The organism is Zoogloea sp. (genome assembly GCF_017302315.1).
In the GTDB taxonomy this organism is placed as follows: domain Bacteria; phylum Pseudomonadota; class Gammaproteobacteria; order Burkholderiales; family Rhodocyclaceae; genus Zoogloea.
In genome coordinates this window covers 31,186-55,162 of sequence record NZ_JAFLDT010000009.1, presented here as the reverse complement: position 1 = coordinate 55,162, position 23,977 = coordinate 31,186, and the positions used below count along the sequence as shown (strand labels likewise).

21 protein-coding genes and 1 tRNA gene are annotated in these 23,977 nt (G+C 64.9%); 9 read left to right on the top strand and 13 right to left on the bottom strand.

Going from position 1 to position 23,977, the window contains the following annotated elements:
- The first annotated feature begins 21 nt into the window (after positions 1-21).
- From J0L98_RS05085 to J0L98_RS05065, 5 genes are all read left to right on the top strand, one after another.
- A complete protein-coding gene (locus tag J0L98_RS05085) occupies positions 22-495 on the top strand; it encodes an SRPBCC family protein (RefSeq protein ID WP_296410459.1) in 474 nt (157 codons plus the stop codon).
- A 43-nt stretch (positions 496-538) separates the two neighbouring features.
- Positions 539-1,672 (top strand): alanine--glyoxylate aminotransferase family protein, encoded by a 1,134-nt coding sequence (locus tag J0L98_RS05080; RefSeq protein WP_296410458.1) that lies wholly within the window; start codon positions 539-541, stop codon positions 1,670-1,672.
- Positions 1,629-3,500 carry a PAS domain S-box protein gene (locus J0L98_RS05075; RefSeq protein WP_365954250.1) on the top strand — a complete coding sequence of 624 codons (1,872 nt, stop codon included), beginning with the start codon at positions 1,629-1,631 and terminating at the stop codon, positions 3,498-3,500. The genes J0L98_RS05080 and J0L98_RS05075 overlap by 44 nt, the downstream gene beginning before the upstream one ends.
- A complete protein-coding gene (locus J0L98_RS05070; protein WP_296410456.1) occupies positions 3,497-4,096 on the top strand; it encodes a response regulator transcription factor in 600 nt (199 codons plus the stop codon). The genes J0L98_RS05075 and J0L98_RS05070 overlap by 4 nt, the downstream gene beginning before the upstream one ends.
- Before the next feature lie 270 nt (positions 4,097-4,366).
- Complete coding sequence (locus J0L98_RS05065; RefSeq protein WP_296410455.1) at positions 4,367-5,698, top strand: ATP-binding protein; 1,332 nt, start codon at positions 4,367-4,369, stop codon at positions 5,696-5,698.
- A 41-nt stretch (positions 5,699-5,739) separates the two neighbouring features.
- Here the strand turns inward: J0L98_RS05065 and J0L98_RS05060 are convergent, their stop codons facing one another.
- The gene (locus tag J0L98_RS05060) at positions 5,740-6,009 is read right to left on the bottom strand and encodes a helix-hairpin-helix domain-containing protein (protein ID WP_296410454.1); all 270 of its coding nucleotides are present in this window, start codon (positions 6,007-6,009) and stop codon (positions 5,740-5,742) included.
- Between the two features lie 156 nt (positions 6,010-6,165).
- Here J0L98_RS05060 and J0L98_RS05055 point away from each other — a divergent pair, with 156 nt between their 5' ends.
- The 3 genes from J0L98_RS05055 (at position 6,166) to J0L98_RS05045 (ending at position 9,825) form a co-directional block, all read left to right on the top strand.
- On the top strand, positions 6,166-6,336 hold the full coding sequence (locus J0L98_RS05055) for a hypothetical protein (RefSeq protein WP_296410453.1): 171 nt from the start codon (positions 6,166-6,168) through the stop codon (positions 6,334-6,336).
- Between the two features lie 112 nt (positions 6,337-6,448).
- A complete protein-coding gene (locus J0L98_RS05050) occupies positions 6,449-8,257 on the top strand; it encodes a GspE/PulE family protein (protein WP_296410452.1) in 1,809 nt (602 codons plus the stop codon).
- Positions 8,258-8,337: 80 nt separating this feature from the next.
- Positions 8,338-9,825 carry an NYN domain-containing protein gene (locus tag J0L98_RS05045; protein WP_296410451.1) on the top strand — a complete coding sequence of 496 codons (1,488 nt, stop codon included), beginning with the start codon at positions 8,338-8,340 and terminating at the stop codon, positions 9,823-9,825.
- 29 nt (positions 9,826-9,854) lie between these two features.
- On the opposite strand, the gene J0L98_RS05040 is transcribed toward J0L98_RS05045, so the two are convergent.
- On the bottom strand, positions 9,855-11,477 hold the full coding sequence (locus tag J0L98_RS05040) for a phosphate ABC transporter substrate-binding/OmpA family protein (RefSeq protein WP_296410450.1): 1,623 nt from the start codon (positions 11,475-11,477) through the stop codon (positions 9,855-9,857).
- Positions 11,474-14,485 carry a tubulin-like doman-containing protein gene (locus J0L98_RS05035; protein ID WP_296410449.1) on the bottom strand — a complete coding sequence of 1,004 codons (3,012 nt, stop codon included), beginning with the start codon at positions 14,483-14,485 and terminating at the stop codon, positions 11,474-11,476. The genes J0L98_RS05040 and J0L98_RS05035 overlap by 4 nt, the downstream gene beginning before the upstream one ends.
- A gap of 267 nt (positions 14,486-14,752) precedes the next feature.
- Between J0L98_RS05035 and J0L98_RS05030 the strand changes: the two genes are divergently transcribed.
- Positions 14,753-15,664, top strand: coding sequence for an EamA family transporter (locus J0L98_RS05030; protein ID WP_296410448.1), 912 nt, complete (start codon positions 14,753-14,755; stop codon positions 15,662-15,664).
- Here J0L98_RS05030 and J0L98_RS05025 read toward each other — a convergent pair.
- The 10 genes from J0L98_RS05025 to fdxH form a co-directional block, all read right to left on the bottom strand.
- Positions 15,652-16,269: a glutathione S-transferase N-terminal domain-containing protein gene (locus tag J0L98_RS05025; protein ID WP_296410447.1), complete on the bottom strand. Its 618-nt coding sequence runs from the start codon at positions 16,267-16,269 to the stop codon at positions 15,652-15,654. The two genes, J0L98_RS05030 and J0L98_RS05025, sit on opposite strands and share 13 nt — an antisense overlap.
- 158 nt (positions 16,270-16,427) lie before the next feature.
- Positions 16,428-17,024, bottom strand: a complete 597-nt coding sequence (gene mobA / locus J0L98_RS05020) for a molybdenum cofactor guanylyltransferase MobA (protein WP_296410446.1) — start codon at positions 17,022-17,024, stop codon at positions 16,428-16,430.
- A gap of 2 nt (positions 17,025-17,026) precedes the next feature.
- A complete protein-coding gene (locus J0L98_RS05015) occupies positions 17,027-17,419 on the bottom strand; it encodes a DsrE family protein (protein WP_296410445.1) in 393 nt (130 codons plus the stop codon).
- Entirely contained in the window at positions 17,409-17,885 is a 477-nt protein-coding gene (locus J0L98_RS05010) for a glycine cleavage system protein H (RefSeq protein WP_296410444.1), read from the bottom strand. The genes J0L98_RS05015 and J0L98_RS05010 overlap by 11 nt, the downstream gene beginning before the upstream one ends.
- 25 nt (positions 17,886-17,910) lie before the next feature.
- Positions 17,911-18,007 (bottom strand) — tRNA-Sec (locus J0L98_RS05005).
- Between the two features lie 43 nt (positions 18,008-18,050).
- Positions 18,051-19,979: a selenocysteine-specific translation elongation factor gene (selB, locus tag J0L98_RS05000; RefSeq protein ID WP_296410443.1), complete on the bottom strand. Its 1,929-nt coding sequence runs from the start codon at positions 19,977-19,979 to the stop codon at positions 18,051-18,053.
- Positions 19,973-21,400, bottom strand: a complete 1,428-nt coding sequence (gene selA, locus J0L98_RS04995) for an L-seryl-tRNA(Sec) selenium transferase (protein ID WP_296410442.1) — start codon at positions 21,398-21,400, stop codon at positions 19,973-19,975. The genes selB and selA overlap by 7 nt, the downstream gene beginning before the upstream one ends.
- A 13-nt stretch (positions 21,401-21,413) precedes the next feature.
- A complete protein-coding gene (gene fdhE / locus J0L98_RS04990) occupies positions 21,414-22,346 on the bottom strand; it encodes a formate dehydrogenase accessory protein FdhE (RefSeq protein WP_296410441.1) in 933 nt (310 codons plus the stop codon).
- 107 nt (positions 22,347-22,453) lie between these two features.
- Positions 22,454-23,080 (bottom strand): formate dehydrogenase subunit gamma, encoded by a 627-nt coding sequence (locus J0L98_RS04985; RefSeq protein WP_296410440.1) that lies wholly within the window; start codon positions 23,078-23,080, stop codon positions 22,454-22,456.
- Positions 23,077-23,973, bottom strand: coding sequence for a formate dehydrogenase subunit beta (gene fdxH, locus J0L98_RS04980; protein ID WP_296410439.1), 897 nt, complete (start codon positions 23,971-23,973; stop codon positions 23,077-23,079). Before fdxH ends, J0L98_RS04985 begins: the two co-directional genes overlap by 4 nt.
- Between the last annotated feature and the right edge of the window lie 4 nt (positions 23,974-23,977).

The window sequence follows — 23,977 nt, the reverse complement described above, 5'->3', positions numbered from 1 at the left end:
GGCTCACTTTGGGAGCCGCCCTTGTATTTCGAACATCTCATCGAGATCAACAACCCCCTCAATCCGCTGATCGCGCCCTTGAGCGTCGAACAGGTGTGGCAGGGGCTGATGTACCGGGTGGAGGAGCCCACGGTGTTCCTGCCGGGGCTCGAACGCTGCACGATCCTGTCGCGTCAGGGCGACCGTGTGGAGCGCGAGCTGCATTTCGGCCCGGCCAGCGTGCGTGACACGGTCACCTTCCGCTATCTGGAATGGGTGTGTTTTGAATCCCTGGCAACATCCGAACATGCCGGCGGGCGCCTGACGATCCGATTCGATCAGCCGGCCGCCGAACACCTCTACCTGCGCTTCACCTACGAAACCACGCTGCCCGACGGTATGGAGGCGGGTGAAGGTGTGCAGGTATCCGAGTATGTGAAGGCGGCGTATCGGGAGTCCGATCTCGACACCGTCCGCATCATCCGTTTGATTGCTGCCAACGGCCGGCCCCAGTGAGGGGCTACCAGGCTGGCACACGAGAATGACCTCAGGAGACACCATGAAGATCGATTCGCCCCGTATCACGTCCTTCCAGCCTCCCGCCCGCACCCTGATGGGGCCCGGGCCGTCCGATGTTTCGTCGCGGGTGCTGGCCGCCATGGCTCGTCCCACCATAGGCCACCTGGATCCGACCTTCGTCGGCATGATGGATGAGCTCAAGAGCCTGCTGCGCTATGCCTTCCAGACGGAGAACGAGCTGACCTTCCCGGTCTCGGCACCGGGTTCGGTAGGGATGGAAACCTGTTTTGTGAACCTGGTCAGCCCCGGTGACAAGGTGGTGGTGTGCATCAACGGGGTGTTTGGTCAGCGCATGGCCGAGAATGTGCGTCGTTGCGGTGGGGTGCCTGTTATCGTGGAAGATCCATGGGGTGCCCCGGTGGATCCCGCCAAGGTGGAAGAGGCTTTTGCCGCCAATCCCGACGCAGCCCTGTTTGCCTTCGTGCATGCGGAGACATCCACCGGCGCCCTCTCCGATGCGGCAACCCTGGCCGCCATCGCGCGCCGTTACGGCGCCTTGACCATCATGGACTGCGTGACCTCCCTCGGTGGTGTGCCTGTCCTGCTCGACGAATGGGGGATCGACGCGGCCTATTCGGGCAGTCAGAAGTGCCTGTCCTGCACACCCGGGCTGTCGCCAGTGAGTTTTTCCGCTGCGGCTGTGGAACGCATTCGTGCCCGCAAGACCCCCTGCCCCAGTTGGTTCCAGGATCTGGGTCTGGTGCTCGGCTACTGGAGCGGTGCCAAGCGCACCTACCATCACACTGCACCTGTCAATCCGCTTTTCGGTCTGCATGAATCCCTGGTCATGCTGGCAGAGGAAGGCCTTGAAAACGCCTGGATCCGCCATCACAACAACCACCTGCGTCTGCGCGCCGGACTTGAAGGGATGGGCCTCAAGTTCGTGGTTCGGGAGGATGCCCGTTTGCCCCAGCTCAACACGGTATGGGTGCCGGAGGGCGTGGACGAGGCAGCGGTGCGCGGCCGTCTGCTCAACGAGTTTGGCATCGAGATCGGTGCCGGCCTGGGAGCCTTGGCCGGGCGCGTATGGCGTATCGGCCTGATGGGCCATTCCAGTCGTCCTGCCAACATTGTCCTGTTCCTGGCGGCGCTGGAGTCGGTGCTGCGTAGCTGATCATGGCTGGCCCGATTCCACCTTGGATGCTTCGCTGACCGTTCTTGATGCGCTGCCGGCCGGCATCGTCGTTCTCGACAGTGCCGGCCGGGTGGTGGTGGTCAATGCGGCTTTTCGTCGTATCGCCTCCCTCTTGGCGGAGGGGAGTCCTTTTCGGCAGGCCTGTGTCATTGGGTGTGACTATCTGGCACTGACGCGTTCCATCGACGGTAGTCCGGGTTTTTCTCCAGCGGTGGCGGATGGTCTGGCAGATGTGCTCCGGGGCAGGGAGACGATCTTCCGCCATGTCTTTGACTGCGAGTTGGTCAGTCCGAACATTCACTTCGCCCTGGAAGCCACCCCGACGTCGGCCGGAGGCCTTCTGGTGGCCTACCATGATGTGACGCGCCAGCATCTGCTCGAGCTTGCCCTGCGGGCCAGCGAGGAGCGTTTTCGGGCTGTGGTCGAAGATCAGACCGAGGTGATCAGCCGTTTTACCGGTGATGGCAGTTTCCTATTCGTAAATGAAGTGTATTGCCGGTTCTTCGGTAAGTCGGAGGACGAACTTCTTGGTCGCCAGTGGCATCCCGTGGCTCATCCGGATGATCTGCCGGTCATCAATGCTCAGTTGGCTCGCCTGACACCTGATAACCCGGTGGTGACCATCGAGAATCGTGTCCGCTCGGCCAAAGGCGAGATGCGCTGGATGCAGTTCGTCAATCGAGCGACCTTTGACTGTGCCGGGCGCCTGGTGGAGGTCCAGTCGGTTGGTCGCGACATCACCGAGCAGCGCCGGGTGGCGGATGAATTGCTGCGTAGCGAGGCACACATGCGCCTGGCCATGAGCGCTGCTCCCCTGGGAACATGGGAATGGGATCTGGTGACCGATGAAGTGCATTGGTCAGACAACCTGTGGCGCATGTTCGGGCTGGAGCCGGGGCAGGGCAAGCTGGATCTTGAAACATTCCGCGAGGCGATCCACCCTGGAGACAGGTTTCGGGTCATGCGGGCAATCGAAAGCGTCTTGGGCGCGGGCCAAGGCTGTTGCGTCGAGTTTCGGGTTGTACGCCCTGACGGAACGCTGCGTTGGGCGCTTGCCCATGGCAAGGCTGAGCTTGACGCCCAGGGGCGGCCTCGGCGCATCTTTGGCGTCAACATGGATATTTCGAGCCTGAAGGAGGCCAATGAGGCGCTGGACCAGTCCCGTCTGCAACTGCAGGCGCTGCTCGCCGGCACGGAGTCGGTCCGTGAGCAAGAACGCAAGGCCATCGCTGCCGATATCCATGATCAGCTGGGTGCAGCACTGACCGCCGCAGTATTCGGCCTCAACGGTCTGTCCGCCCATGTGGATGCCGTCGGTGCATCTGCCTTGACCGACTTGCGACGGATCATCTTGGAGGCCAGCCACACTGCCCGGGAAATCTGTACGCGCTTGCGTCCGCCGATGCTCGATGACCTGGGCCTCATCGAGACTTGTCGCTGGTACTCCGGAGAATGGTCTCGTACCACCGGCATTCGTGTGGTCACCCGGTTTGCTCGTCTGGATAGCGAGTTGGAAGAGGTGCTGCGGGTTGATCTGTTTCGCATCCTTCAGGAGTTGCTCACCAACGTGGCCCGTCATGCCAGGGCCAATCGGGTGAATATCGTACTGGGCGCAAGCCGGGGGTTCGTCACTCTCACGGTGAGTGACGATGGGCAGGGCTTTTCGAAGTCGCACCATGGCGGACTTGGGCTTGCCGGCATTCATGAAAGAGCCCGCCGTCACGGCGGAGACATCAGCATTGATCCGGGGCCACCTGGAGCGCGGATACGGGCCCGTATCCCTGCAAAAGGTCAGGAGGCGGGGTGAAGATCCGCGTGGTGATTGCTGACGATCATGAGGTCGTGCGCCAAGGGCTGAGGGATATGCTGTCTTCCTGCGGCGATTTCCTGGTCATAGGAGAAGCAGCGGATGGCCTTGTCGCGGAACGGCTGGCCGAGAGTCTGGGTCCGGATTTGCTGATTCTCGATGTTGCCTTGCCCGGCCGACGGGGCATCGAAGTCCTTGAGTCCCTGCGAGCGAGGGGAGTCCGGACACCGGTGATGTTTTTCTCCATGTACCCGGCTACTCAGTACGCCGACTATGTACGTCGCGCCGGCGGTCAGGGGTTCGTCAGCAAGGATGCCGACAGCCAGACCCTCATTGATGCGCTGCGCCGTGTGGCATCCGGGCGCAGCGCTTTCCCTCCATCCCGCCCTGGTGATGATCCATTTACCGGTCTGTCCTCTCGCGAGGCCGAGGTGCTTGCCGGCCTGTTGATGGGGACTCCTGCCAGCGAGATTGCCCAGCGGCTAGGCATCAGTGCCAAGAGCGTCAGCACTTACCGCCGCCGCATCCTCGACAAGCTTGGGGTGGAGAGCAACGCCGAACTTATTGCGCTGGCGATCCATCACGGCAAACCCTGACAGGATTCGATCCTGTCTGTCAGGTTTGCCTGACAGACAAGACGGCCGGTGTTTGAGACGCTTGCGGCGTCCACAAGGCGGGACATGATGTCCTGCCGGTTCGAACTTGGGTACGTCCTTGACCTTGCCGTCCTCTTTGTTCTTTCGGTCCGTGCTGTATCGTTTCCTGGCTGCCGCTATCACCCTAAAACCCGTGATTTCGGCCACCCTTGTGGATGCATCGCGGACAGGTGATTCAGGTGCTCCTGACGGGCCTTGTCCGTGTCGGGAGTGAATCTCCTCGTCATTTTCTTGATTGGCCTGCTTGTTGGCATGGCCTGGTGGTTGCATGTTCTTCGTCGTGAGCTTGCCCGACTGAAGGATAAGTTCAAGCGTGATGTCACGCATCGCATAGGCGAACTTCAGATTCAAAATGCCGTATTGGTCGAGCGCGCCGAGCAGGCAGAAGCTGCGACGAAGGCCAAGAGTGCGTTCCTGGCGAGCGTCAGCCATGAGATCCGGTCGCCGCTCAATGCCATCCTCGGCATGGCGCACTTGATGCGGCGTGCCGGAACGACGCAGCGCCAGAGTGGACAGCTTGATCGGATCGACCGGGCCGCGCGGTATCTCCTGGCGGTACTGGGAGATGTCCTGGATCTGTCGAAGATAGAGGCCGGAAAACTGGTGCTGGAGTCCAGGGATTTCCGCCTTTCCGACATGATCGACAGCTTGGTCAGCGTTATCGGTGACAGCCTGGGAACCAAGGGTGTGGTGTTCCAGGTAGTGATGGAAGACATGCCGGAGTTCCTGCGTGGGGACGATACCCGCCTGAATCAGGCACTGCTCAACTACCTCAGCAACGCAGCCAAGTTCACCGATGCAGGTAGTGTGAGCCTGAGCGGCCGGGTTGAAGCCCGGAATGCCTCCGGATTCGTCTTGCACTTCCAGGTCGTGGACACCGGAGTAGGCATCAGTTCCGCACACTTGCCACATCTTTTCCAACCCTTCGAACAGGCAGAGGGCTCCACGACCCGCCGCTTCGGCGGCACCGGCCTGGGATTGTCGGTAACCCGGAAAATCGTGGAGGCCATGGGAGGGGAGGTGGGCGCCGAGAGCGTGCCGGGAAGGGGGAGCCGGTTCTGGCTGACGGTGAGCTTGCAGCAGGGGGCTGCGACCCAGGCTACGTCAGCAGTCCATTCGGTGGCAGAGGAGATGCTCGTGAGGCATTTTCACGGCACCCGGGTCTTGTTGGTCGAGGACGAGCCGGTGAATCAGGAAGTGGGATTGGAGTTACTTCGTGATGTGGGGCTCGAACCTGACCTTGCCATCAATGGCATGCAGGCCGTTGAGATGGGACTGACTGGTGTCTATGCAGTGATCCTGATGGATATGCAACTGCCGATCATGGATGGCATCGAGGCCAGCCGCGCGCTTCGGGCGGGGGGATGCAATGCGCAGATCGTCGCCATGACAGGCAATGCCCTTGCCGAAGACCGGATTCGTTGCGGAGCGGCGGGAATGGACGGTTTCATGACCAAGCCGGTGGACCCGGAGGAACTGTTCGCCACCTTGTTACGTTGCCTGTCGGGCCGACAGGCGGTAGAACTGCCGGATTGCCCCTGAATGGCCGGACTGTGTCTCCAGCCCAGCCATTCACGCCAGCATTACTTCTTCGCTTCTCCCCCCGTCACCGTCAGCTCTCCCTTCAGTTTGGCAAGGTTCTTGTCGCCGAAGCCCTTGATGTTCTTGAGGTCGTCCACACTCTTGAAGGGGCCGTTCTTACTGCGGTAGTCCACGATCGCCTGTGCCTTGGCCGGGCCGATGCCCTTTACGCCATCGAGTTCCGCCGGCGTGGCGGTGTTGATGTTGACCGCGGCAAAAGCCAGGTTGATGCCGGCAAAGCCCAGGGTGAGGAAGGAAAGGAAGCGCTTCATGGTGGTCTCCGGTTGAATGACCATGACATTTTAATGTCAATCCATATGTCATTTGCAAGTTGAATTCAATGGTCTGCAACATCCGGAGACGATTGCCTTGCAACTGCGGAAGCACTGCGGCGTTGATGAGGGGCAACCCTTTTCTGGAGTGAAATCATGAAACGCCTGATCTGCATTGTTCTGGCCGCCTCCTCCCTGAGCGCCTGCGTCGTTCTTCCGGTCGGCCACGGCCATGGCTATGGGCATCGTCACTATTCCGCACCGCCGGTGGTGGTGGTGCCACCCGCGCCGGGTCCGGGCTACCGGCGTGGGTATCGCGGCTGGTAGGGTAAAAAGCCGAAAAAAAAATCGGCCGGGACGGGTGGATTGCGCTTATGCTCGACGCCTGCACTCAACCCGCACCTGGTGGGGCGACTCGCTTCCCCGCCGGCCCTGTCCGATGCCGTCCTCGCTGCGAACCGCCACTGTCCATGAACACCGGCTGAGCCTCGCCGAAGTGCTCGATCTGCTTACCACCGACCGGATGGTGGACCCAGCCGACGCTGACAATCTGCGCCTTGCCAACGGTATCAAACCGTCCGATGCCCACCCGCTGATCACCATTGCCAACCAGAAATGGGCCTCCAGGCTGCCACCCCACCGGGTGCTCGGCCTCGAGGAACTTACCGAGTGGCTTGCCGGCAAGGTGGAGCTGGACTACTACCGCATCGACCCCCTGAAGATCGATTTCGCCGCCGTGACCGCGGTGATGTCCTCGGCCTACGCCACCCGTTTCGGGGTGCTGCCGGTGCAGGTGGGCCTGCGCGAAGTGGTCGTTGCCACCACCCAGCCCTACCTGCGGGAATGGGAAAAGGAAGTGGCCGGTTACCTGAAGAAGGATATCCGCCGGGTGGTGGCCAATCCGGCCGACGTGGCGCGCTACCTGGTGGAGTTCTACAACCTGGCCCGCTCGGTCAAGAACGCCGCCCAGAGCAGCGGGCATTCGGGAGCCGGCCTCTCGTCCTTTGAGCAACTGGTGGAGCTTGGCCAGGGCAACCGCCAGTTCGATGCCAACGACCGCCACATCGTCAACATCGTGGACTGGCTGTGGCAATACGCCTTCGAGCAGCGCGCCAGCGACATCCACATCGAGCCGCGCCGCGACATGGGCCTGGTGCGCTTTCGCATTGATGGCGTCCTCCATCAGGTCTATCAGATGCCCATGCCAGTGCTCACGGCCATGACCAGCCGCATCAAGATCCTCGGTCGCATGGATGTGGTGGAAAAACGCCGGCCCCAGGACGGCCGCATCAAGACCCGGGTGAGCAGTGGCAAGGAAGTCGAGTTGCGCCTGTCCACCCTGCCCACGGCCTTCGGCGAGAAACTCGTGATGCGCATCTTCGACCCCGAAGTGCTGGTGCGCAACATGGCCGAACTGGGCTTTTCCGAACAGGACGAAGCGCGCTGGCACGCCATTTCCAGCAAGCCCCACGGCATCATCCTGGTCACCGGCCCGACTGGCTCCGGCAAGACCACCACCCTGTATTCGACCCTCAAGCAGCTTGCCACTCCCGAGGTGAACGTGTGCACCATCGAGGATCCCATCGAGATGGTGGAGCCGGCCTTCAACCAGATGCAGGTGACGCCGGCCATCGAACTGGGCTTTGCCGATGGGGTACGCGCCCTGATGCGACAAGACCCGGACATCATCATGGTGGGTGAGATCCGCGACCTGGAGACCGCCGAGATGGCCATCCAGGCGGCCCTTACCGGTCACTTGGTGCTGTCCACGCTGCATACCAACGACGCCCCGTTGGCGGTCACACGTATGCTCGACCTGGGGGTGCCGGCCTATCTGCTCAACGCCACCCTGCTCGGCATCATGGCCCAGCGCCTGGTGCGCATCCTGTGCCCCCACTGCAAGCAGCCCCATCCGCCAAGCCCCGAGGAGGAAGCCATCTGGGATCACCTGGTGACACCCTGGAAAGCGCCCCGGCCAAGCCGCATCCACAAGGCCGTCGGCTGCATGGAATGCCGCATGACGGGCTACATGGGGCGTATCGGCCTGTATGAGATCCTGCTCATGTCACCGGAAGTGCGTAAGGCGGTGGGCGCCGCGGTGGATATCGCCCGGGTGCGCGAGATTGCCATCCGGGAGGGCATGAAGCCCCTGCGCTTGTCCGGTGCCCTCAAGGTGGCGGCCGGGATCACGACCCTGGAAGAGGTGGTGAAGATCGCACCCCCCGCCGAGAACAACGAAGGCAGCTGAGCGTTCGCGCCCAAAGGCGCGACTTCGCCGGCATTTGGGCGTACCCTGCGCAGCATTCACGTCCCTACCCGGAGCCCGTCATGGCCTCATCCCCCGAAAATGTCAGCATGGCCCTGTTCTGTGACTTCGAGAACGTGGCCCTGGGCGTGCGCGATGCGAACTACGAAAAGTTCGACATCAAGCTCGTTCTCGAGCGCCTGCTTCTCAAGGGCAGCATTGTCGTCAAGAAGGCTTATTGCGACTGGGACCGCTACAAGGGCTTCAAGGCGACCATGCACGAAGCCAACTTCGAGCTGATCGAGATCCCCCATGTGCGCCAGTCCGGCAAGAATTCCGCTGACATCCGCCTTGTTGTGGACGCCCTTGACCTGTGCTACACCAAGAGCCACGTCAATACCTTTGTCATCATCAGTGGCGATTCTGACTTCTCACCGCTGGTGTCCAAGCTGCGCGAAAACGCCAAGCAGGTGATCGGCGTAGGGGTCAAGCAATCCACTTCCGACCTGCTCATCGCCAACTGCGATGAGTTCATTTTCTACGATGATCTGGTCCGCGAGACGCGCCAGGTGGCGGCCCGTCGCGAGCCCCGGGAAACCCAGCAGCCCAGCCGGCGCAGCCCAGAAGAGGAGAAGCGCCGTAAGGACGAAGTGGATGCACGGCGCACCCGGGCGGTGGAAATCGCGGTCGAAACCTTCGAGGCCTTGCTGGCGGAGCGGGGCGATACCGGCAAGATCTGGGCCTCGGTGCTCAAGGAAGCCATCAAGCGCCGCAAGCCCGACTTCAGCGAAACCCGCTACGGCTTCCGTGCCTTTGGTAATCTCCTGGAAGAAGCCCAGTCCCGCGGGCTGCTGGAGTTCGGCCGGGACGAGAAATCCGGCACCTATGTCTATCGCTCCGGCGGCGCCGTTGTCCGTGCCGAGCAGCCGGCCACCGAACCGGCGGTGATTGCCGAAGGGCAGACCGAAAACGTTGCGGCCGAGCCGGCGGAATCCCGTCGTTCGTCCCGCCGTGGTGGACGGGGCGGCAACAAGCCCAGGGTCGATGACCTGACGGCCGCCCGTAACGAGCTGGAAGCGGCCTACGCCGAGCATGTGGCCCAGTCCGAGTTTGCCCCCCAGGCCGAACCGGCCGAACCAACCGAGGCCCGCCGATCTCGCCATCGGGGGCGTGGAGCGGGTGGCGATGCCACCGCCGCACCTGTGCCGGTAGTCGTTGAAGCCGAGGCCTCCCAGGCATCCCCGGAACCCGCAGCCACGCCGGAGACCCCTGAGGCAGCACCCGTAGCCAAGACGAGCCGTCGCCGTGGCCGCAAGAATGCCGAGGCCGTCGAGCCGGCTGCCGAGGCTCCCCCCGCCGGGGTGGCTGAGGCGGCGCCTGAAATGGAGCCCCGCCCCGAAACCCGTCGCAAAGGTCGCGGAACGCGCAAGGCCGTCAATGGTGCAACGGATGCACCCGGCGAGTCTTCACCTGCCGAAGCACCGGCGCCTTCCCCGGCCGATGATGGAGCCGAAGCGCCTGTCCGCAAACCGCCCGCCCGCAACCGCCGCCCGCGCAAGCAGGAGGTCTGATCCGGTCGGGCCGGAACAGTGGCGGAGTGTCAGGGCGCTCGTCGCCCCTGGCGCTTCCGGTCGTTTTCGCAGGACGGGTTGCCCGGGGCTGCAACGGCGTCGCGGGTGATCCAGACTTCCACCCGGCGGTTCTTTTCCCGACCGGTGTCGGTCGAGTTGTCGGCGACGGGCGAGAGCTCCCCGAATCCATGGGCTATGGCGGCTTTGACGCCATAGCTTTCAAGCTCTCTTGAGACCGTGTCGGCGCGCTTCTGTGAAACCGAAAGGTTGATGCATTCCGAGCCGATGTTGTCGGCAAACCCCAAAAGCATGACCTTCAGATCCCGCCGATCGGGCTTTTCAAAGTACCTGACCAGACGCTTGACGTCTTGAAGTGCTTTGTTGTCCAGCTCTGCGGATCCGAACCGGAAACGCAGGTTGACGCTCAGGCGCTGGGCCTGGGCAGTCAGCTTCCGGTGGGAAAGCGCGAGCTGGCCCCCATCGGAAACGACGGACTCGACGACCTTGACCTCTTCGGGTACCTGACCCACAAAGCCGATCTGATCGGCAATCCCCTGGGCCATGTCCGAAATCGCGAAGTCTGCAAACTTGCGGGCGAAGGTGTTAGCGTCTGCCGGCACATACAGGAACAGGCGGCGCGTAAGGGGATAGTCCTCGGTTGCCACCGTCAGTTTTGTGGGGCGCATTGCCATGGAACGGGCATCGGCGGAGACTGCGATGGCCTTGGCCTTGCGGATATAGGGCAGACCGACAAAGCCGATGGCACCGGCTTCTTCTGCCACGGCATCGGAAAGCGCCTGACTGTCCTCGTAGCGTTTCGCCGTGTCGAGAATCCTGTCGCCGTTCAGGACAAGTGTCTTGAAGGTATCGAAGGTGCCCGACTTTTCGTCGCGGGCATGGATCCGCACCGGGCCGGGTGCGCCGCCGACCATGCTCCAGTCGGTGATCTTCCCCGAGAACAGCCCCCGCAGTTGCTGGATGGACAACTTGTCCACCCGGTTTGCCGGATTCACCAGGACGGCCACGCCATCAAGAGCGACCACGAATTCCGAGTTGCCTGCCCCCATGTCGCCGAGCTTTGCCAGTTCGGCCAGCTCCTCCTTCCGGATGGGCCGGGATGACATGCCGACGTCCGCAATACCGTCACGCAGCCCGGAAAACGCCGTCCCCGAGCCATGGGCGGAAATCAGGACCTGAACCTTCTTTCCATCCCTGCTGGCGAGGATTTCAGACTCTTCATGGTCCTTGCCCGGACGACGCTGAAGTTCCCCATAACCCTCCTGCTTCAGGAAGGCCTCCACCAGCGCGGGCGCAAGGGATGCACCAAGCGTGTTCGAGCCGGACAAGCGGAGTTGCAGCAGATCGGGTTGGGACGTGGAGAGCGGTGGCGTGGTACCCGTACCCGCGGGAGTCGTCGTCCCGCCTGAATTGCCTTTGAGAAGAAAGAAGGCACCGAGGGCAAGAACCAGCAGTCCCACCAATACCGAGATGATCAGTTTGGTGTTCGTGGCGTTTCGGCTATTGCCGCCCGCCACCATCAGAGACGCATTGCATTCCGGGCAGCGGGCATCCGGCGTGCTCATGACGATGGATTCCTTCGAGGCTGCCTTGCTGCACAGGCTTGGCAGATTGGTACATACCCCGTTGTTCATAGCTCGGCCTCCCCCCGGAGGGTCTTCATGGCATCCCGGGCTGCTGCGTTCCATTGCACCATCTCCACCTCGACGAGCCTGGGCGGCAATAGCGATTTGATCGATTCGATCCTGGCGAGCATCGAATCACGAATCTTCGACTGGAACTCGGGCGAACCCGTCACCTGCGACGCCAGGTTGCTGCGGATGGCCGTGATCAGTTCCATGACGGTCTTCTCGGTCGCCCCGTCCAGCACTTCCTGGAAGGAACGCCCGAGAAGGAGGGGCTCGAGCTCGAATCCGTCCTCGTCACGACGGGCGTGGATGATCCGGGTCTGACCCGAGGCCGGGTCGTGGCTTTCCTTGATCAATTCCAGAGCATCGGCCAGTAGCAGCACCGGGCGGGCCCGGCGCGCCACCTGGGCATCGTCGGCAATGAAGAGATCGGGCAACAGGCTGCCATCACCTTCGATATGAACCTCAAGCGCGGCGCGCGCCCGCCCCAGCTGCGACAGCCGCGCTTCATAGCGCTCCTTGAGGGCCTTCAGGGTTTTCGCGAATCGCAGCGGGAACAGATTCACCAGCGTCACCAGGGTGATCTCGTTGATCCGCTCGTTCGACGCCACGAAGCTCACCCGCCCGGGTCGGGCATCCTTGAATGCGGACTTGAGCTGGTCGACGAACTCCTTGTGTTCGGCCGGTTGCGGCAGCATGACGGCGAATGCCTCGACCGCCCGCGGTGCGGCACTGCGCCCTTCAAAGTGCTTGTTCTGTTCGGTCGGGTCGAAGGCCAGGAAACGTCCGGCCGCACCCGCCAGTGCCGTGGCTTCCCGGGTGAGCCTGTCCTTGTCCACTCCCCAGCGATCCTGAAGCTTCTCAATCACGGAGACGCCAATCACCCGCTCACGTTGCTCGGTGACCAATCTCTGGTGGGCACTTCGCACGTTTTCCTCGCTACGCGCGACGATGGCATTGCGAATCTCGCCTTCCGCCATGCGGCGATTGAACAGCTTGAAAGTCGGCGTCTGCCCGAGCCTCGCGACGATGTCCGCCCTCACCGCGGCGGTTTGAACGCGCTGTTCTTCCTCGTCTGCCACCAGCCGACGTCTGACCGCGTCGACACCCTTGGCGTTTTCGATGCTGACCACATAGCCATTCTCCGCGTGCAGGTCGGCGCTGTTGTGCTCCCGCGGGAGTCGGTTGGCGATGGTCTTGGTGGCCTGGTCGGCCGCAGCGCCCAGCGCCGCCTCCCCGGAATCGATACTGGCCTTCAGGTCGGCCATTTGATCCAGGATGTTGAGAATCAGCTTCTTGGAGAATCGGGCGGCTTCGGCCAGCGTTCTCGCCACGCTTTGCTCCCGCAGGGCAAGCGCGGCCTTGCCGATGTCGCGCTCGCGGCTGTTGAGCAGGGCATCCAGGATGCGCGTGTTATTCCACTCCGCTTCGATGGCCAGTACCTGCCGGGCAAGGTGATCCGCCGACTCGACCCGCTTGGCGGCGAAATCATCCACCTTCGATAGCCGCAGGTTCAGGTCTTCCATCAGTGCGGCGACAAGCCTTGCGCACTCGTTCAAGGACCGGGCACCGGTTCGCCAATCCTCGAACAGGCTGGCCTCGACCCTGTCCCGGACCGCTTCCGCCAGACTCTGCACATCCCGCTCCGCAGTCTGGAAGAACGGCTTGACGCCCACACCGCGAAAGCCCTCTTCCCAGGCGCTGCTGAACAGGCGCTTCAGCTCACCCAGCCATTTCAGTTTGTCCGTCTGCTTGACCAGTTGCAGGTAGTGACCTTCGAACTCGCCCCATTCCTGATCGTATCCCCGCCACCGGCGTGAGCCTTCGCTGTCGATGATCGGACGGATGAGACGCAGATGTTCGTCGCTGAGGCGCCAGTCGTCACGGGTCTTCTGGTCCGTAACGAACTCGGCGTTGGTCTGGGGCCGGGCCTGCTCGATGAAACCGAGGCCTTCCTGCCAGTTGTTGAACTGGAGCTGACGAAAGGACTGCAGGGCAAACTCGTAGGTGAGCAATTCGCGAATCGACTCTTCCGGGAAAGCCAGGCGTCGGATGCCGAAGCTCAGGAAGCGCACCGAGCGCAGCCCCTTCCCGGTTCCCGCGATGGCCTCGGGGCTGCCATCGCCGTTTTCCGCATTCTCGAAACGTGACAGGTCATCCCAGGCCACCTTGCGGGCGACGACGGTTTTGTGGAATACGAAGTCGGCAACGATGTCGGGCAGCTCGCTCTCGATGCTGGCCCTGAAACCCTGCTCATTCTCGTCGGAATAGACGTAGCATCCGTTGAACCAGAAGTCTGACTTCACGGTGCCACCGCTGGAGACGTCGCAGGGCGCCCAGGTGCCGGCAGACATGGCGTTCAGTTCGAGCAGGGACGCATAGGCGTTGGCGTGATAGTTTCCGGTGTTCCAGTTGGCAGGCGGGTTGAGGTCGGGAACGTAGGCGTAGACCAGGATGCGTTGCGCCTTGTCGGGGAACAGCGCACGAAGCTGGGCGATCACGTCGATGATCGCGCCGGAACCCGTGCCGCCCGCCAGGCCGCAGAAGACGTGGAAGGTCACGTCGTTGCGCTTGCCGCGATCCTGCATGTCCCGCACGAGGCTGGACACGCTGTCCCGGAAGCGTTTCACGTTCATGGCAAACAGGAAGCGCCCCAGTCGGCGCTTCTGCCCTCCGGCGGCGTCGATGTTCAGGCTGGAGAGAATCTCTCCCCAGGTCGCGCGGTCACCCAGCCAGGGTTTGAGATTCGGGTAGCTGTTGAGATCCTGGATGACCGAGGTGAGGTTGGCCTCCGCGATCAGCATCTGGTTGCGTTTGGGCAACTGCACCGACTTGCCGAGCACCGACCAGCCCGGATCATCGTCCCGGAATGACTTGGGATCCGAATCGATGAACAGGTAGTCGAGGATCAGGCCATCCGGTTCCTCCTCCCGGAATTGCTGATAGACCAGCTTCCTGAAAGCCTTGAGGATGCGTCCGCCTGTGCCCCCCAGACCGATCAACAGATGATTCATGGTGCCCGCCTTTTCCGGAACTGCGCATTGTCTGAATGTCGGGCCACCCTGCGACGTCTGTCAGTGACGATGAAACGCCGAACTTGGCAGCCGGTCACAATGGTGTAACGGTAAGATGAACGCGTCATGACAAAGGGCTCGGGCGTTCGGTCATCGCCGCGTCCCGGGCCGCATGAACGTATCCGGTGGGGCAATGAACTTTCCCGCCTGCCATCTGCCTGACCCATTTATCCGATCCGTCCGCCCGGCATCAAGCCGGCGTCGCGCATGCCCGCCTTTCCCCCCTCCCTCGCCCGCTATCTGCCAGCGCTGGCGCTGATCGTCCTGTCGTGTACCTGGGGTTACACCTGGGTGCTGCTCAAGCAGGGCCTCGTGTACGCCTCGCCCTTCGCGCTGGCCGCCCAGCGCTGCGTGGGCGGCGCCGTGGCCCTGGTGGTGGCGGTGAAGCTAATGGGCAAGTCCATGCGCCTGGTGGCCCCGCGGGAGACCGCCGTGCTGGGCCTGGTGCAGATCACCGGCTTCGTGGCCCTGCAGACCTGGGCGCTGGTGGAAGGCGGGCCCGGCAAGACGGCGGTGCTGATCTTCACCATGCCGATCTGGACCCTGCTGCTGGCCTGGCCGCTGCTGGGCGAGCGGGTGCGCGGCAAGCAGTGGCTGGCGGCAGCCTCCACGCTGGGCGGACTGCTGCTGATCATCGAGCCCTGGAACATGCACTCCAGCCTGTTCAGCAAGATGCTGGGGATTGGTGCGGCGGTGTGCTGGGCGGTCAGCACCGTGCTGTTGAAGCGCCTGCGCCGCCGCGAGCCGGTGGACCTGCTGGTGCTGACCACCTGGCAGATGATCATCGGCTCGGTGCCCCTGGTGCTGCTGGCCGAGCTGGCCCCGGGCCGCAGCACCGACTGGAGCAGCCACTACATTGCCATCATGGTTTTCCTGTCGGTGGCCAGCGTGGCCCTGTGCTGGTGGCTGTGGGTGTGGATTCTCGACCGGGTGCCCGCCTGGGAGGCCAGCCTGTCGGTGCTGGGTACCCCGGTGGTGGCCATCCTGTCGTCCCGGCTGGCCCTTGGCGAGGCCTTCAAGGCCAGCGAGATTGCCGGCATCCTGCTGATCGGCAGCGGCCTCGCCCTGCTCTCCCTGTTCGGCTGGATGTCCAGCCGGCGGGCTGCTCAGACCCGGTAGCCTTCTTCCGCCAGCACCTGGCGCACGGCCGGGCGTTCGAGCATGCGCAGGTAATGGGCGCGGCAGTTGGGGGGCAGGGTCATCTTCAGGTGTTCGGCCCAGAACTCGGTGTAGAACAAGGCCGCGTCGGCAATCGAGAAGCGCCCGGCGAGGTAGTCGCGGCCTTCCAGTTGCGCATTCATCACCTCAAAACCCCGGGTCACGATCTCCCGGCCCCGGGCCTGCACGGCCTCATGGTCGGCGGTATTGGGGGTGTAGCTGGCGGTGGTGAAGATGCGGGTGAAGCCCTGGCCGTGGATCGTGCCGACGGCGTAATCCATCCATTCCAGCACGCAGACTTCGCCGGCCGCATCGTCGGGGAGCAGCTTGCGCCGCGGATACTGGCGCGCCAGCCACCAGGCGATGGCCTGGAAGTCGGTGATCGGGCGGCCATCGTCGAGGACCAGGGTGGGAATCGTTGCCCTGGGGTTGATGGCCAGGTAGTCGGGCTTCAGGTGGTCCCCGGCCGGCAGATTGACGATGTAGACCTCGAACACGGCATCCACCTCCTCGAGCAGGAGGTGGATGCCGGTGGAGCACGAACCGGGGGTCATGTAGAACTTCATGGCGAGTCGTCCTGGATGGCGGAGACTTTCCATGAAGCAAGACGAAGGCCATTGCGACGGGCCGACGAAAAGGCGCGCCAGCAGGCAGTGGACGGGTTTCTGGCGGGTCTCCGCTGGCGCGATTGTCCACTTTGCGCCGCGGGTTTGTCGGAATGCCCCTAGCGTCCGGGCGCCTGGCGGGCCAGCTCTTCAGGCGTATTGATATTGCAGAAGGCCCCGGCACAGTCGGAAAAATCCACCACCACATGCTGCGTCTCACCTACCCAACGCCGGATCTGCCGCCCGCCGCCTTCGAGGAAGGCCGCGAGGCCGGGGGCGAGGCGCCGGTGGGCGAGCAGGAAGGCCGGCTCGGGCTGGCCGTTGGCGCTGGCCATGGCCAGGTCGGCAGCGGCTGCCCGGGCAGCGGCGAGCATGCGGGGGGCCAGATCGAGGGGCAGGAAGGGCGAGTCGCAGGGGCAGGTCAGCACCCAGTCCCCTTCCAGGGCGGGGTCGTGCAGGGCGGCATCCAGGCCGGCCAAGGGGCCGACGAAGCCCGCCAGCCGGTCGGCCACCACCCACGGGCTGAACTGCGCGTAGGCCGCAGCGTTGCGGTTGGCGTTGATCATCAGCTGGTGCACCTGGGGTGCCAGACGCTCCAGCACGTGCTTCACCATGGGCTGGCCGGCCAGTTCGACGAGGCCCTTGTCCTGCCCGCCCATGCGGCTGCCGAGGCCGCCGGCGAGGATGAGCCCGGTGATGGGGGTGTTCGGGGACATCTTCAGAAGCTCAGGGTGCGCCAGGCCGGATCGAGGCTGCGACCCAGGAAGGCGGCCGCACCGGCCTGGCCGGCAAGGGTGGGGATCAGCGCGCTGTCCGGCACGCCGTGGCTGGCCAGGGCGGTGGGGCAGGCAAACAGCCGGACCCCGAAGGCCAGGGCCTCACGCCGGAAATCCGCTACCGACTTGCCACTGCCGGCGGCAGCCTCGAGTTTCTCGGCAACGCCCTGGCAGAGCAGCTCCACCGAGCGGGCGGTGAAGTACATCTCCACCTCCACGTCCATTGCGGCGGCGGCGGCGGCGAAGTAGAAGGGGGTGGCGCAGAGCTCCGGCCGGCTCGGGTCGGCTGCCCAGACGAGGAGGGCGAGCTTCTGCAGCGGGGCCTCAGAAGTCACGGTCGTCCTCGTGGAAGAGGGGGGTGGAGAAGTCGGACAGATCGCGGAAGGCGTAGCGGTCCATGATGCGGGTGATTTCCGGCCCGGCCTCGGGCCAGGCCAGCAGGGCGCCGGCGGGCAGCGCGCCCTCCGCCTGCAGCTCGACCATCCAGGTATCGAAGGGGGCCCGGTTCATGGCCCGGGCGGAGGGGTCGAGCGCCTCGTTGGCGCGGATCAGCCTGGCGTTGAAGGGGGTCTTGACGGGGAACACTGTCTTGCCGGCTTCGAGCAGGCCGAAGCCGCGCCCTGCGTCCACCGTGGCGCCAGTGGGCTTGGGGGTGAACAGCAGGATCTCGCCGGAGAGGGCGATGCCGAAGCGGGTCACGCCAACCCGGTAGCGATCGTCGCCCAGGGGGGCGAACCACAGGTGGCTGTCCGGGTGGTAGAGCAGCGCATCCGGAAAATCGCAGCCGCGCAACTGGGGCATGGTGGGGCTCGCTGAAGGGTAGGAATGGCGGAAGAGAATGGGAGTCGAACCCACCAGGAACCGCTTGACGGCCCCTCCTGGTTTTGAAGACCAGTCGCCCCACCGGGGGACGCATCCCTTCCGTTCAGTAAAACGTTAATTGAACGTAGTTTATCGCATTTAAGCTCAATTTACCGGAAGATCGCCACGAATTCGGTGCTGCTCGTCGTGCCCCCGGCCGACCTTGCGGGTGAAGCCCACGCGGTCGAAGTACTCGAGGATCTGGATGGCCCGCTTGCGCCCCAGGCCGCTGCGGTCGCGAAAGGCGGCGGCCCGGATACAGCCGTCTCCGTCCATCAGTTCGCTGGCGATGTGGCCCAGGCTGCGCACGGCGGCCGGGGCGTAAAACAGGTCGCGCACCACCTGGCAGATTTCGCCGCGGGCGGCGAGGCGTTTGAGAAGTTCGCGGGTCAGGGCTTCCGGTTCGCCGAGGCGGGTGGCGATGTCGCGGACCCAGGGGGGATCGAAGGGCTTCTCCAGCAGCCAGGGCAGGAGTTTTTCGGCACGCAGGCGATCGTGCTCATCCAGCTCGACCCGGTGTTCGGGCAGGTGCCAGGCGCTGCCGCTGCGAGCCAGACGGCCGGCGGCGAGCCAGGCGTCCAGCCACTCGGCAAAGGCGATGGCGGGGACGGCGGGGGCGACCATGCGGCGCAGGCGGTCGCGCTCGACACCCCGTTCGTCACCGTGCTGTTCGTGGTGCTGGGCGAGGCGGGCTGCGACCCGCCTGGCGAGGGCCTCCAGGGGCTGGCTGCCGATCAGCCAGCCGGCCCTTTCGCTATGGCGGGCGGTGGGCAGCAGGGCGACCAGGGTGTCGGGACGGCAGTTTTCGGCGGTGGCCAGCTGACCGGCATCGAGACCCAGGGGCGCCCTGTTGAGTACGGCCTGCAGGCGTTCCGCCGGATCGGCGATGAGCTGGCTGGCCAGCACGGCGAGGCGCTCCGGTGTGCGCCGGTGACGTGCCGGGCCGAAGGGGTCGAGGATGCGTCCGCCGCCCAGGGTGTGCTGACCGTGGCCGTCACGCAGCACCACCAGATCGCCCCGGCAGGCGTGCAGGGGGGCGTCGGCAAGCACTTGCGCGGGGCAGTCCCCGCCGGGGGGCAGGCCGGTCTTCTCGAGGGCGGCATCGAGCAGGGCGACCCGGCCGAGAAGGTGGCGGGTGCCGTGGTGGATCTGTACGACGGCGCCGTGGGCCAGCGTCCGGGGCGCATCGCTGGCGAGGTGCAGGTGGATGTCGAGGCGGGTGGCGGGCTGCAGCGTGGCCGCGCCCACCAGCCAGTCGCCACGCTTTACGTCGTCCACTGTCAGGCCGGCGAGGTTGAGGGCACAGCGCTGGCCGGCGTGGCCTTGGCTGGCCTTGCGGTTCTGTACGTGCAGGCTGCGCACCCGGGCGGTCTTGCCGGCGGGGGCCAGGGTGACGGTGTCGCCCACGCTGATCTGCCCGGCGTGCACCGTGCCAGCCACGATGGTTCCGGCGCCGGAGAGGGTGAAGACCCGGTCCACGGCGAGGCGGAATTCGCCCCCGACGCTGCGGGTGGGCATGGCCCGGGCTGCGTCGAGGAGATGGCTGCGCAGTGCGGCCACGCCGCTGCCGGTGATGGCCGATACCGGGAAGACTGGCGCGTCGGCCAGGGCGGTGGGGGCGAGCAGGGCACGGATCTGGCCGGTGACTTCGGCGATGCGCTCGGGGCTGGCCCGGTCGGCCTTGGTGAGGGCCACTGCGCCATAGCTGAGGCCAAGCAGTTCGAGGATCTGCAGGTGTTCGCGGGTCTGGGGCATGGCCCCGTCGTCGGCGGCCACCACCAGCAGGGCGAAGTCCACCCCGCTGGCGCCGGCCAGCATGGTGGGGACGAATTTCTCGTGGCCGGGGACGTCCACAAAACCGAGCACCTGCTCCGGGTTGCCGTCGTCGGCAGCCAGGGGAAGATAGGCGTAGCCCAACTCGATGGTGATGCCGCGGCGCTTCTCCTCGGGCAGGCGGTCGGTGTCTACGCCGGTGAGGGCGTGCACCAGGGTTGTCTTGCCGTGGTCGATGTGGCCGGCGGTGCCGATCAGCATGGAGTGAAGCCCGCCTGGAACTGGGTGAGGAAGGCGGCCTCGTCGCCCGGCGGCAGGCAGCGCAGGTCAAGGTGCAGGGCGTTGTCGGCGATGCGCCCGATGACCGGCAGGGGCAGGCCGCGCAGGGCCGCTTCGAGCTTGTTGAGCACGCCGCCCTTGCGGCCCTGGGGGCGGAACACCAGGCCGGCGGAGGGCAGCCGGTCCACCGGCAGGCTGCCGGAACCGATCTGCGACAGCATGGGTTCGATACTGACCGTCAGGGGCCAGCCGGCGAGGGTGGCAGCCACGGGGGCGTGCAGGCGTTCAGCCTGGGTGAGCATGGCGTCCCGGGGGCGGGTGAGCAGGCGCAGGGTGCTCAGGCGTTCGGCCAGGGTGTCCGGGTCGCGGTACAGGCGCAGCACGGCTTCCAGCCCGGCGAGGGTGATCTTGCCGACCCGCAGGGCGCGCTTGAGGGGGTTTTTCTTGATCTTTGTGATCAGGTCCTTGCGGCCGACCAGGATGCCGGCCTGGGGGCCGCCGAGGAGTTTGTCACCGGAGAAGCTGACCAGATCGGCGCCATTGGCGATGGCTTCCCGGGGGGTGGGTTCGTGGGGCAGGCCCCAGCGTTCCAGGTCGGTGAGGGTGCCGCTGCCCAGGTCTTCGACGAAGGGCAGGCCGCGGGCGTGGGCGATGCGGGCCATGTCGGCCTGGCCGACGCTGGCGGTGAAACCTTCGACGGCGTAGTTGCTGGTGTGGATCTTCATCAGCAGGCCGGTGCGGGGGCCGATGGCCTCTTCGAAATCCTTGGGGTGGGTGCGGTTGGTGCAGCCCACCTCGACCAGCCGGGCGCCGGCGCGCTTCATGATGTCCGGCACGCGGAAGGCGCCGCCGATCTCCACCAGCTCGCCCCGGGAGACGATGACTTCCTTGCGCTGGGCCAGGGTGTTGAGGAGCAGGAAGACGGCGGCGGCGTTGTTGTTGACCACGGTGGCGGCTTCGGCGCCGGTGAGTTCGCGCAGCAGGTCGTTGACCACGTCGTCCCGGTCGCCGCGGCCGCCTGTGTCCACTTCGTATTCCAGGGCGCAGGGGGAGCGGGCGGCGTCCACCATGGCGGCGATGGCCTCCTCGGGCAGCACGGCGCGGCCGAGGTTGGTGTGCAGCACGGTGCCGGTGAGGTTGAAGACGCGCTTCAGCTTGGGCGCGGCGCGGGCGTCGAGGCGGGTTTTTGCGTCCCGGAGCAGGCCGCCGGGTTCCGGGGCGGCGAGTCCTTCGCCAATGCGCTGGCGGGCGGTCGTGAGGACCTCCCGCAGCACCTGGGTGGTTTCGCTGCGGCCATGGGCTTCGATGAGGCCGGGGGCGGCAGCGAGAAGGCGGTCGAGACTGGGCAGGGCGCGGTAGGCGGTGCTGTCATCGGACGTGGTGCCATGGACCATGGACGCCATCGTGGGGAGTCTCCTAGGGGGTGAACAGGAACAGGTTGCGGCCGGCCCGGTGGAAGCCGGCTTCGTCCACCAGCATGTCGAGGGCCAGGGTTGCCAGATCGTCGGCGAAGGCGTCCACCAGCGGGTCTTTCTCCATGGACATGATCTTCAGGCTGGCCTGGCATTCGGGACAGGTTTCGGCCTTGACGCCGGGGTGGAGGGCGCCCTGCCGGCCTTCGAGGCTCTGGTAGCTGATGCCCTTGGTGTTGTGGCAGGGCACGCACTTGATGCGGGTGACGTGCCATTCGCAGGCGCACAGGCTGCAGGTGGCGTAGCGCACGCCGTGGCCGGCGTCGCCGATGCGCACGATGGAGGCCACCGGGTGGGCGCCGCAGGCCGGGCACAGGCTGTCCTCGAAGCCGGCGGGGATATCGCTTTCGGCGAGGGCCAGGGCGCGGGCTGTCCAGGCAACCTGCAGGGCGGCGCCGACAAGGGGGGCGAGGGCCAGTTCGATGACGGTTTCCGGTGCTTCCTCGCAGCGCAGGATGCTGCGGGCGAGTTCGTCCATGGCGCTGCGTGCCATGCCGGGCAGGCTCAGCAGGGCCGATTGCAGCACCGGCGGCGCGTAGGGGTCGAGGGCGGTGGCGAGGTGCCGGAGCACGCTGAACCAGGCCTCCGGCAGTTCGCCGCCCTGGGCGTCGAGGGGCGGCATGCCGTGTTCGCGGCAGCGCTTCAGCAAGGCCGCGTCAGGGCGCGTGATGAGGGGGCGCACGCGGTCGAGCTCATGCTGCTGGGCATCGGCGATGCGGGCGCAGAAGAGCAGGAAGTCGGCCATGGCATGGTCGCCAGCCAGGGCCCGCAGGCGCTCGGCGCGATTGCCGAAGACCCAGGTAGAGGGAAGCCGGTTGGGGCTGTCTTCAGCGACGGCCTGGGTGGCGATTTCTTCGGGGCTGAGCAGTGTCTGCATGGCGTTCCAAAAGGTTCCGGGGCTTTGGGGCACGGGGTCGTTTGATCGACCCGTGCCCCGGGGATTCAGTCGGCGGGGACGAAAGCTGTTGCCCCCGCCGGGTTGTGCTACTTGCCGGTCATCTGGCGATACCAGGCCCGGTGGTGCTGCTTGGCCCAGGCGCGGGTCACGGTGCCGTAGAGCATGGCCCGGATGGTGCCCCGGACCCAGATGGCGGCATACACATGGACGATGATCGCGATGATCATCACCGTGGCGAAGACCGCATGCAGCACGGCACCGGTGCGGATCACGCCGATGGGGAAGTAATGGGAGAAGTACGCCCGCCAGATGATGATGCCCGAGACGAAGAGCACCAGCATGGCCAGGCCGAGGAACCAGAACAGCAGCTTCTGCCCCCCGTTGTACTTGCCCATCTCCGGCATGTTGTGGTCATCCCCATCCACCATCTCCTTGGCCCGCTTGACCCACTCCCAGTCGGTGTCGGTCATGTGGTTGAGGCGCTTGAAGCGGAAGAACATCACCACGAAGAACAGCATCATGATCACCCCGATGAAGGGGTGCAGGATGCGCGTCCACACCCCGCCACCGAACAGGCTGGTGAGGGGGAACAGGGCCGGATGGAAGAGTGCCAGGCCGGAGAGCGCGAGCAGGATGAAGCAGATGCCCGTGACCCAATGGTTGGCCCTCTCGGACGCGTTGTAGCGTTGCAGGTCGGACGGATCGCGGATCATTTTTCGCCCTCCAGTTCCTTTTCGACTTCGGCTTCGATCTCCTTGGACACCTCGTTCGGGCCCTTCATCACGTAGTGGAAGAGGCCACCCAACGCCGCGGCGGCAATGCCGGCCATGGCGAGGGGTTTGGCGAAGCCCTTCCACAGGGAGACGGTGGGCGCGATCGTCGGGTCGGCGGGCAGGCCGCTGTACAGGCTCGGCTTGTCTGCGTGGTTGAGCACGTACATGACGTGCGTGCCGCCCACCCCGGCCGGGTCGTACAGACCGGCGTTCTTGAAGCCGCGCTCCTTCAGCTCGGTGATGCGCTCGTCGGCCAGCTCCTTCATGTCCTCCTTCGAGCCGAAGCTGATGGAGCCTGTCGGGCAGACCTTGACGCAGGCCGGCTCCAAGCCGACCGCAACGCGGTCGGAGCACAGGGTGCACTTGTAGGCCTTGCTGTCCTTCTTCGAGATGCGCGGGACGTTGAAGGGGCAGCCGGTTACGCAGTAGCCGCAGCCGATGCAGTTTTCCTGGTGGAAATCCACGATGCCGTTGGCGTACTTGATGATGGCGCCGGGGGCCGGGCAGGCCTTCAGGCAGCCCGGGTCCTCGCAGTGCATGCAGCCGTCCTTGCGGATCAGCCACTCGAGGCCCCGTTCCTCCGACTCGACTTCGGCGTAGCGCATGACCGTCCAGCTCTGGTCGGTCATGTCCGTCGGGTTGTCGTAGGTGCCGCCGCAGCTTCCCACTTCGTCACGCAGGTCGTTCCACTGCATGCACGCCACCTGGCAGGCCTTGCAGCCGATGCACTTGGAGACGTCGATGAGCTTGGCGACCTCGAGGGTCTTGCGCGCCTGGGGCGGTTCGGTCGTCGTGGCCGAGCGCTTGGCGATATCCAGTGATTGCAGTGCCATGGCG

Bases quoted from the DNA above. Each gene is read 5' to 3' on its own strand.
- J0L98_RS05080 (WP_296410458.1), top strand. From the start codon at position 539: ATGAAGATCGATTCGCCCCGTATCACGTCCTTCCAGCCTCCCGCCCGC.
- J0L98_RS05060 (WP_296410454.1), bottom strand. From the start codon at position 6,009: ATGAAGCGCTTCCTTTCCTTCCTCACCCTGGGCTTTGCCGGCATCAAC.
- J0L98_RS05055 (WP_296410453.1), top strand. From the start codon at position 6,166: ATGAAACGCCTGATCTGCATTGTTCTGGCCGCCTCCTCCCTGAGCGCC.
- J0L98_RS05050 (WP_296410452.1), top strand. From the start codon at position 6,449: ATGCCGTCCTCGCTGCGAACCGCCACTGTCCATGAACACCGGCTGAGC.
- J0L98_RS05045 (WP_296410451.1), top strand. From the start codon at position 8,338: ATGGCCTCATCCCCCGAAAATGTCAGCATGGCCCTGTTCTGTGACTTC.
- J0L98_RS05040 (WP_296410450.1), bottom strand. From the start codon at position 11,477: ATGAACAACGGGGTATGTACCAATCTGCCAAGCCTGTGCAGCAAGGCA.
- J0L98_RS05035 (WP_296410449.1), bottom strand. From the start codon at position 14,485: ATGAATCATCTGTTGATCGGTCTGGGGGGCACAGGCGGACGCATCCTC.
- J0L98_RS05030 (WP_296410448.1), top strand. From the start codon at position 14,753: ATGCCCGCCTTTCCCCCCTCCCTCGCCCGCTATCTGCCAGCGCTGGCG.
- J0L98_RS05025 (WP_296410447.1), bottom strand. From the start codon at position 16,269: ATGAAGTTCTACATGACCCCCGGTTCGTGCTCCACCGGCATCCACCTC.
- mobA (WP_296410446.1), bottom strand. From the start codon at position 17,024: ATGTCCCCGAACACCCCCATCACCGGGCTCATCCTCGCCGGCGGCCTC.
- J0L98_RS05010 (WP_296410444.1), bottom strand. From the start codon at position 17,885: ATGCCCCAGTTGCGCGGCTGCGATTTTCCGGATGCGCTGCTCTACCAC.
- selB (WP_296410443.1), bottom strand. From the start codon at position 19,979: ATGCTGATCGGCACCGCCGGCCACATCGACCACGGCAAGACAACCCTG.
- selA (WP_296410442.1), bottom strand. From the start codon at position 21,400: ATGGCGTCCATGGTCCATGGCACCACGTCCGATGACAGCACCGCCTAC.
- fdhE (WP_296410441.1), bottom strand. From the start codon at position 22,346: ATGCAGACACTGCTCAGCCCCGAAGAAATCGCCACCCAGGCCGTCGCT.
- J0L98_RS04985 (WP_296410440.1), bottom strand. From the start codon at position 23,080: ATGATCCGCGATCCGTCCGACCTGCAACGCTACAACGCGTCCGAGAGG.
- fdxH (WP_296410439.1), bottom strand. From the start codon at position 23,973: ATGGCACTGCAATCACTGGATATCGCCAAGCGCTCGGCCACGACGACC.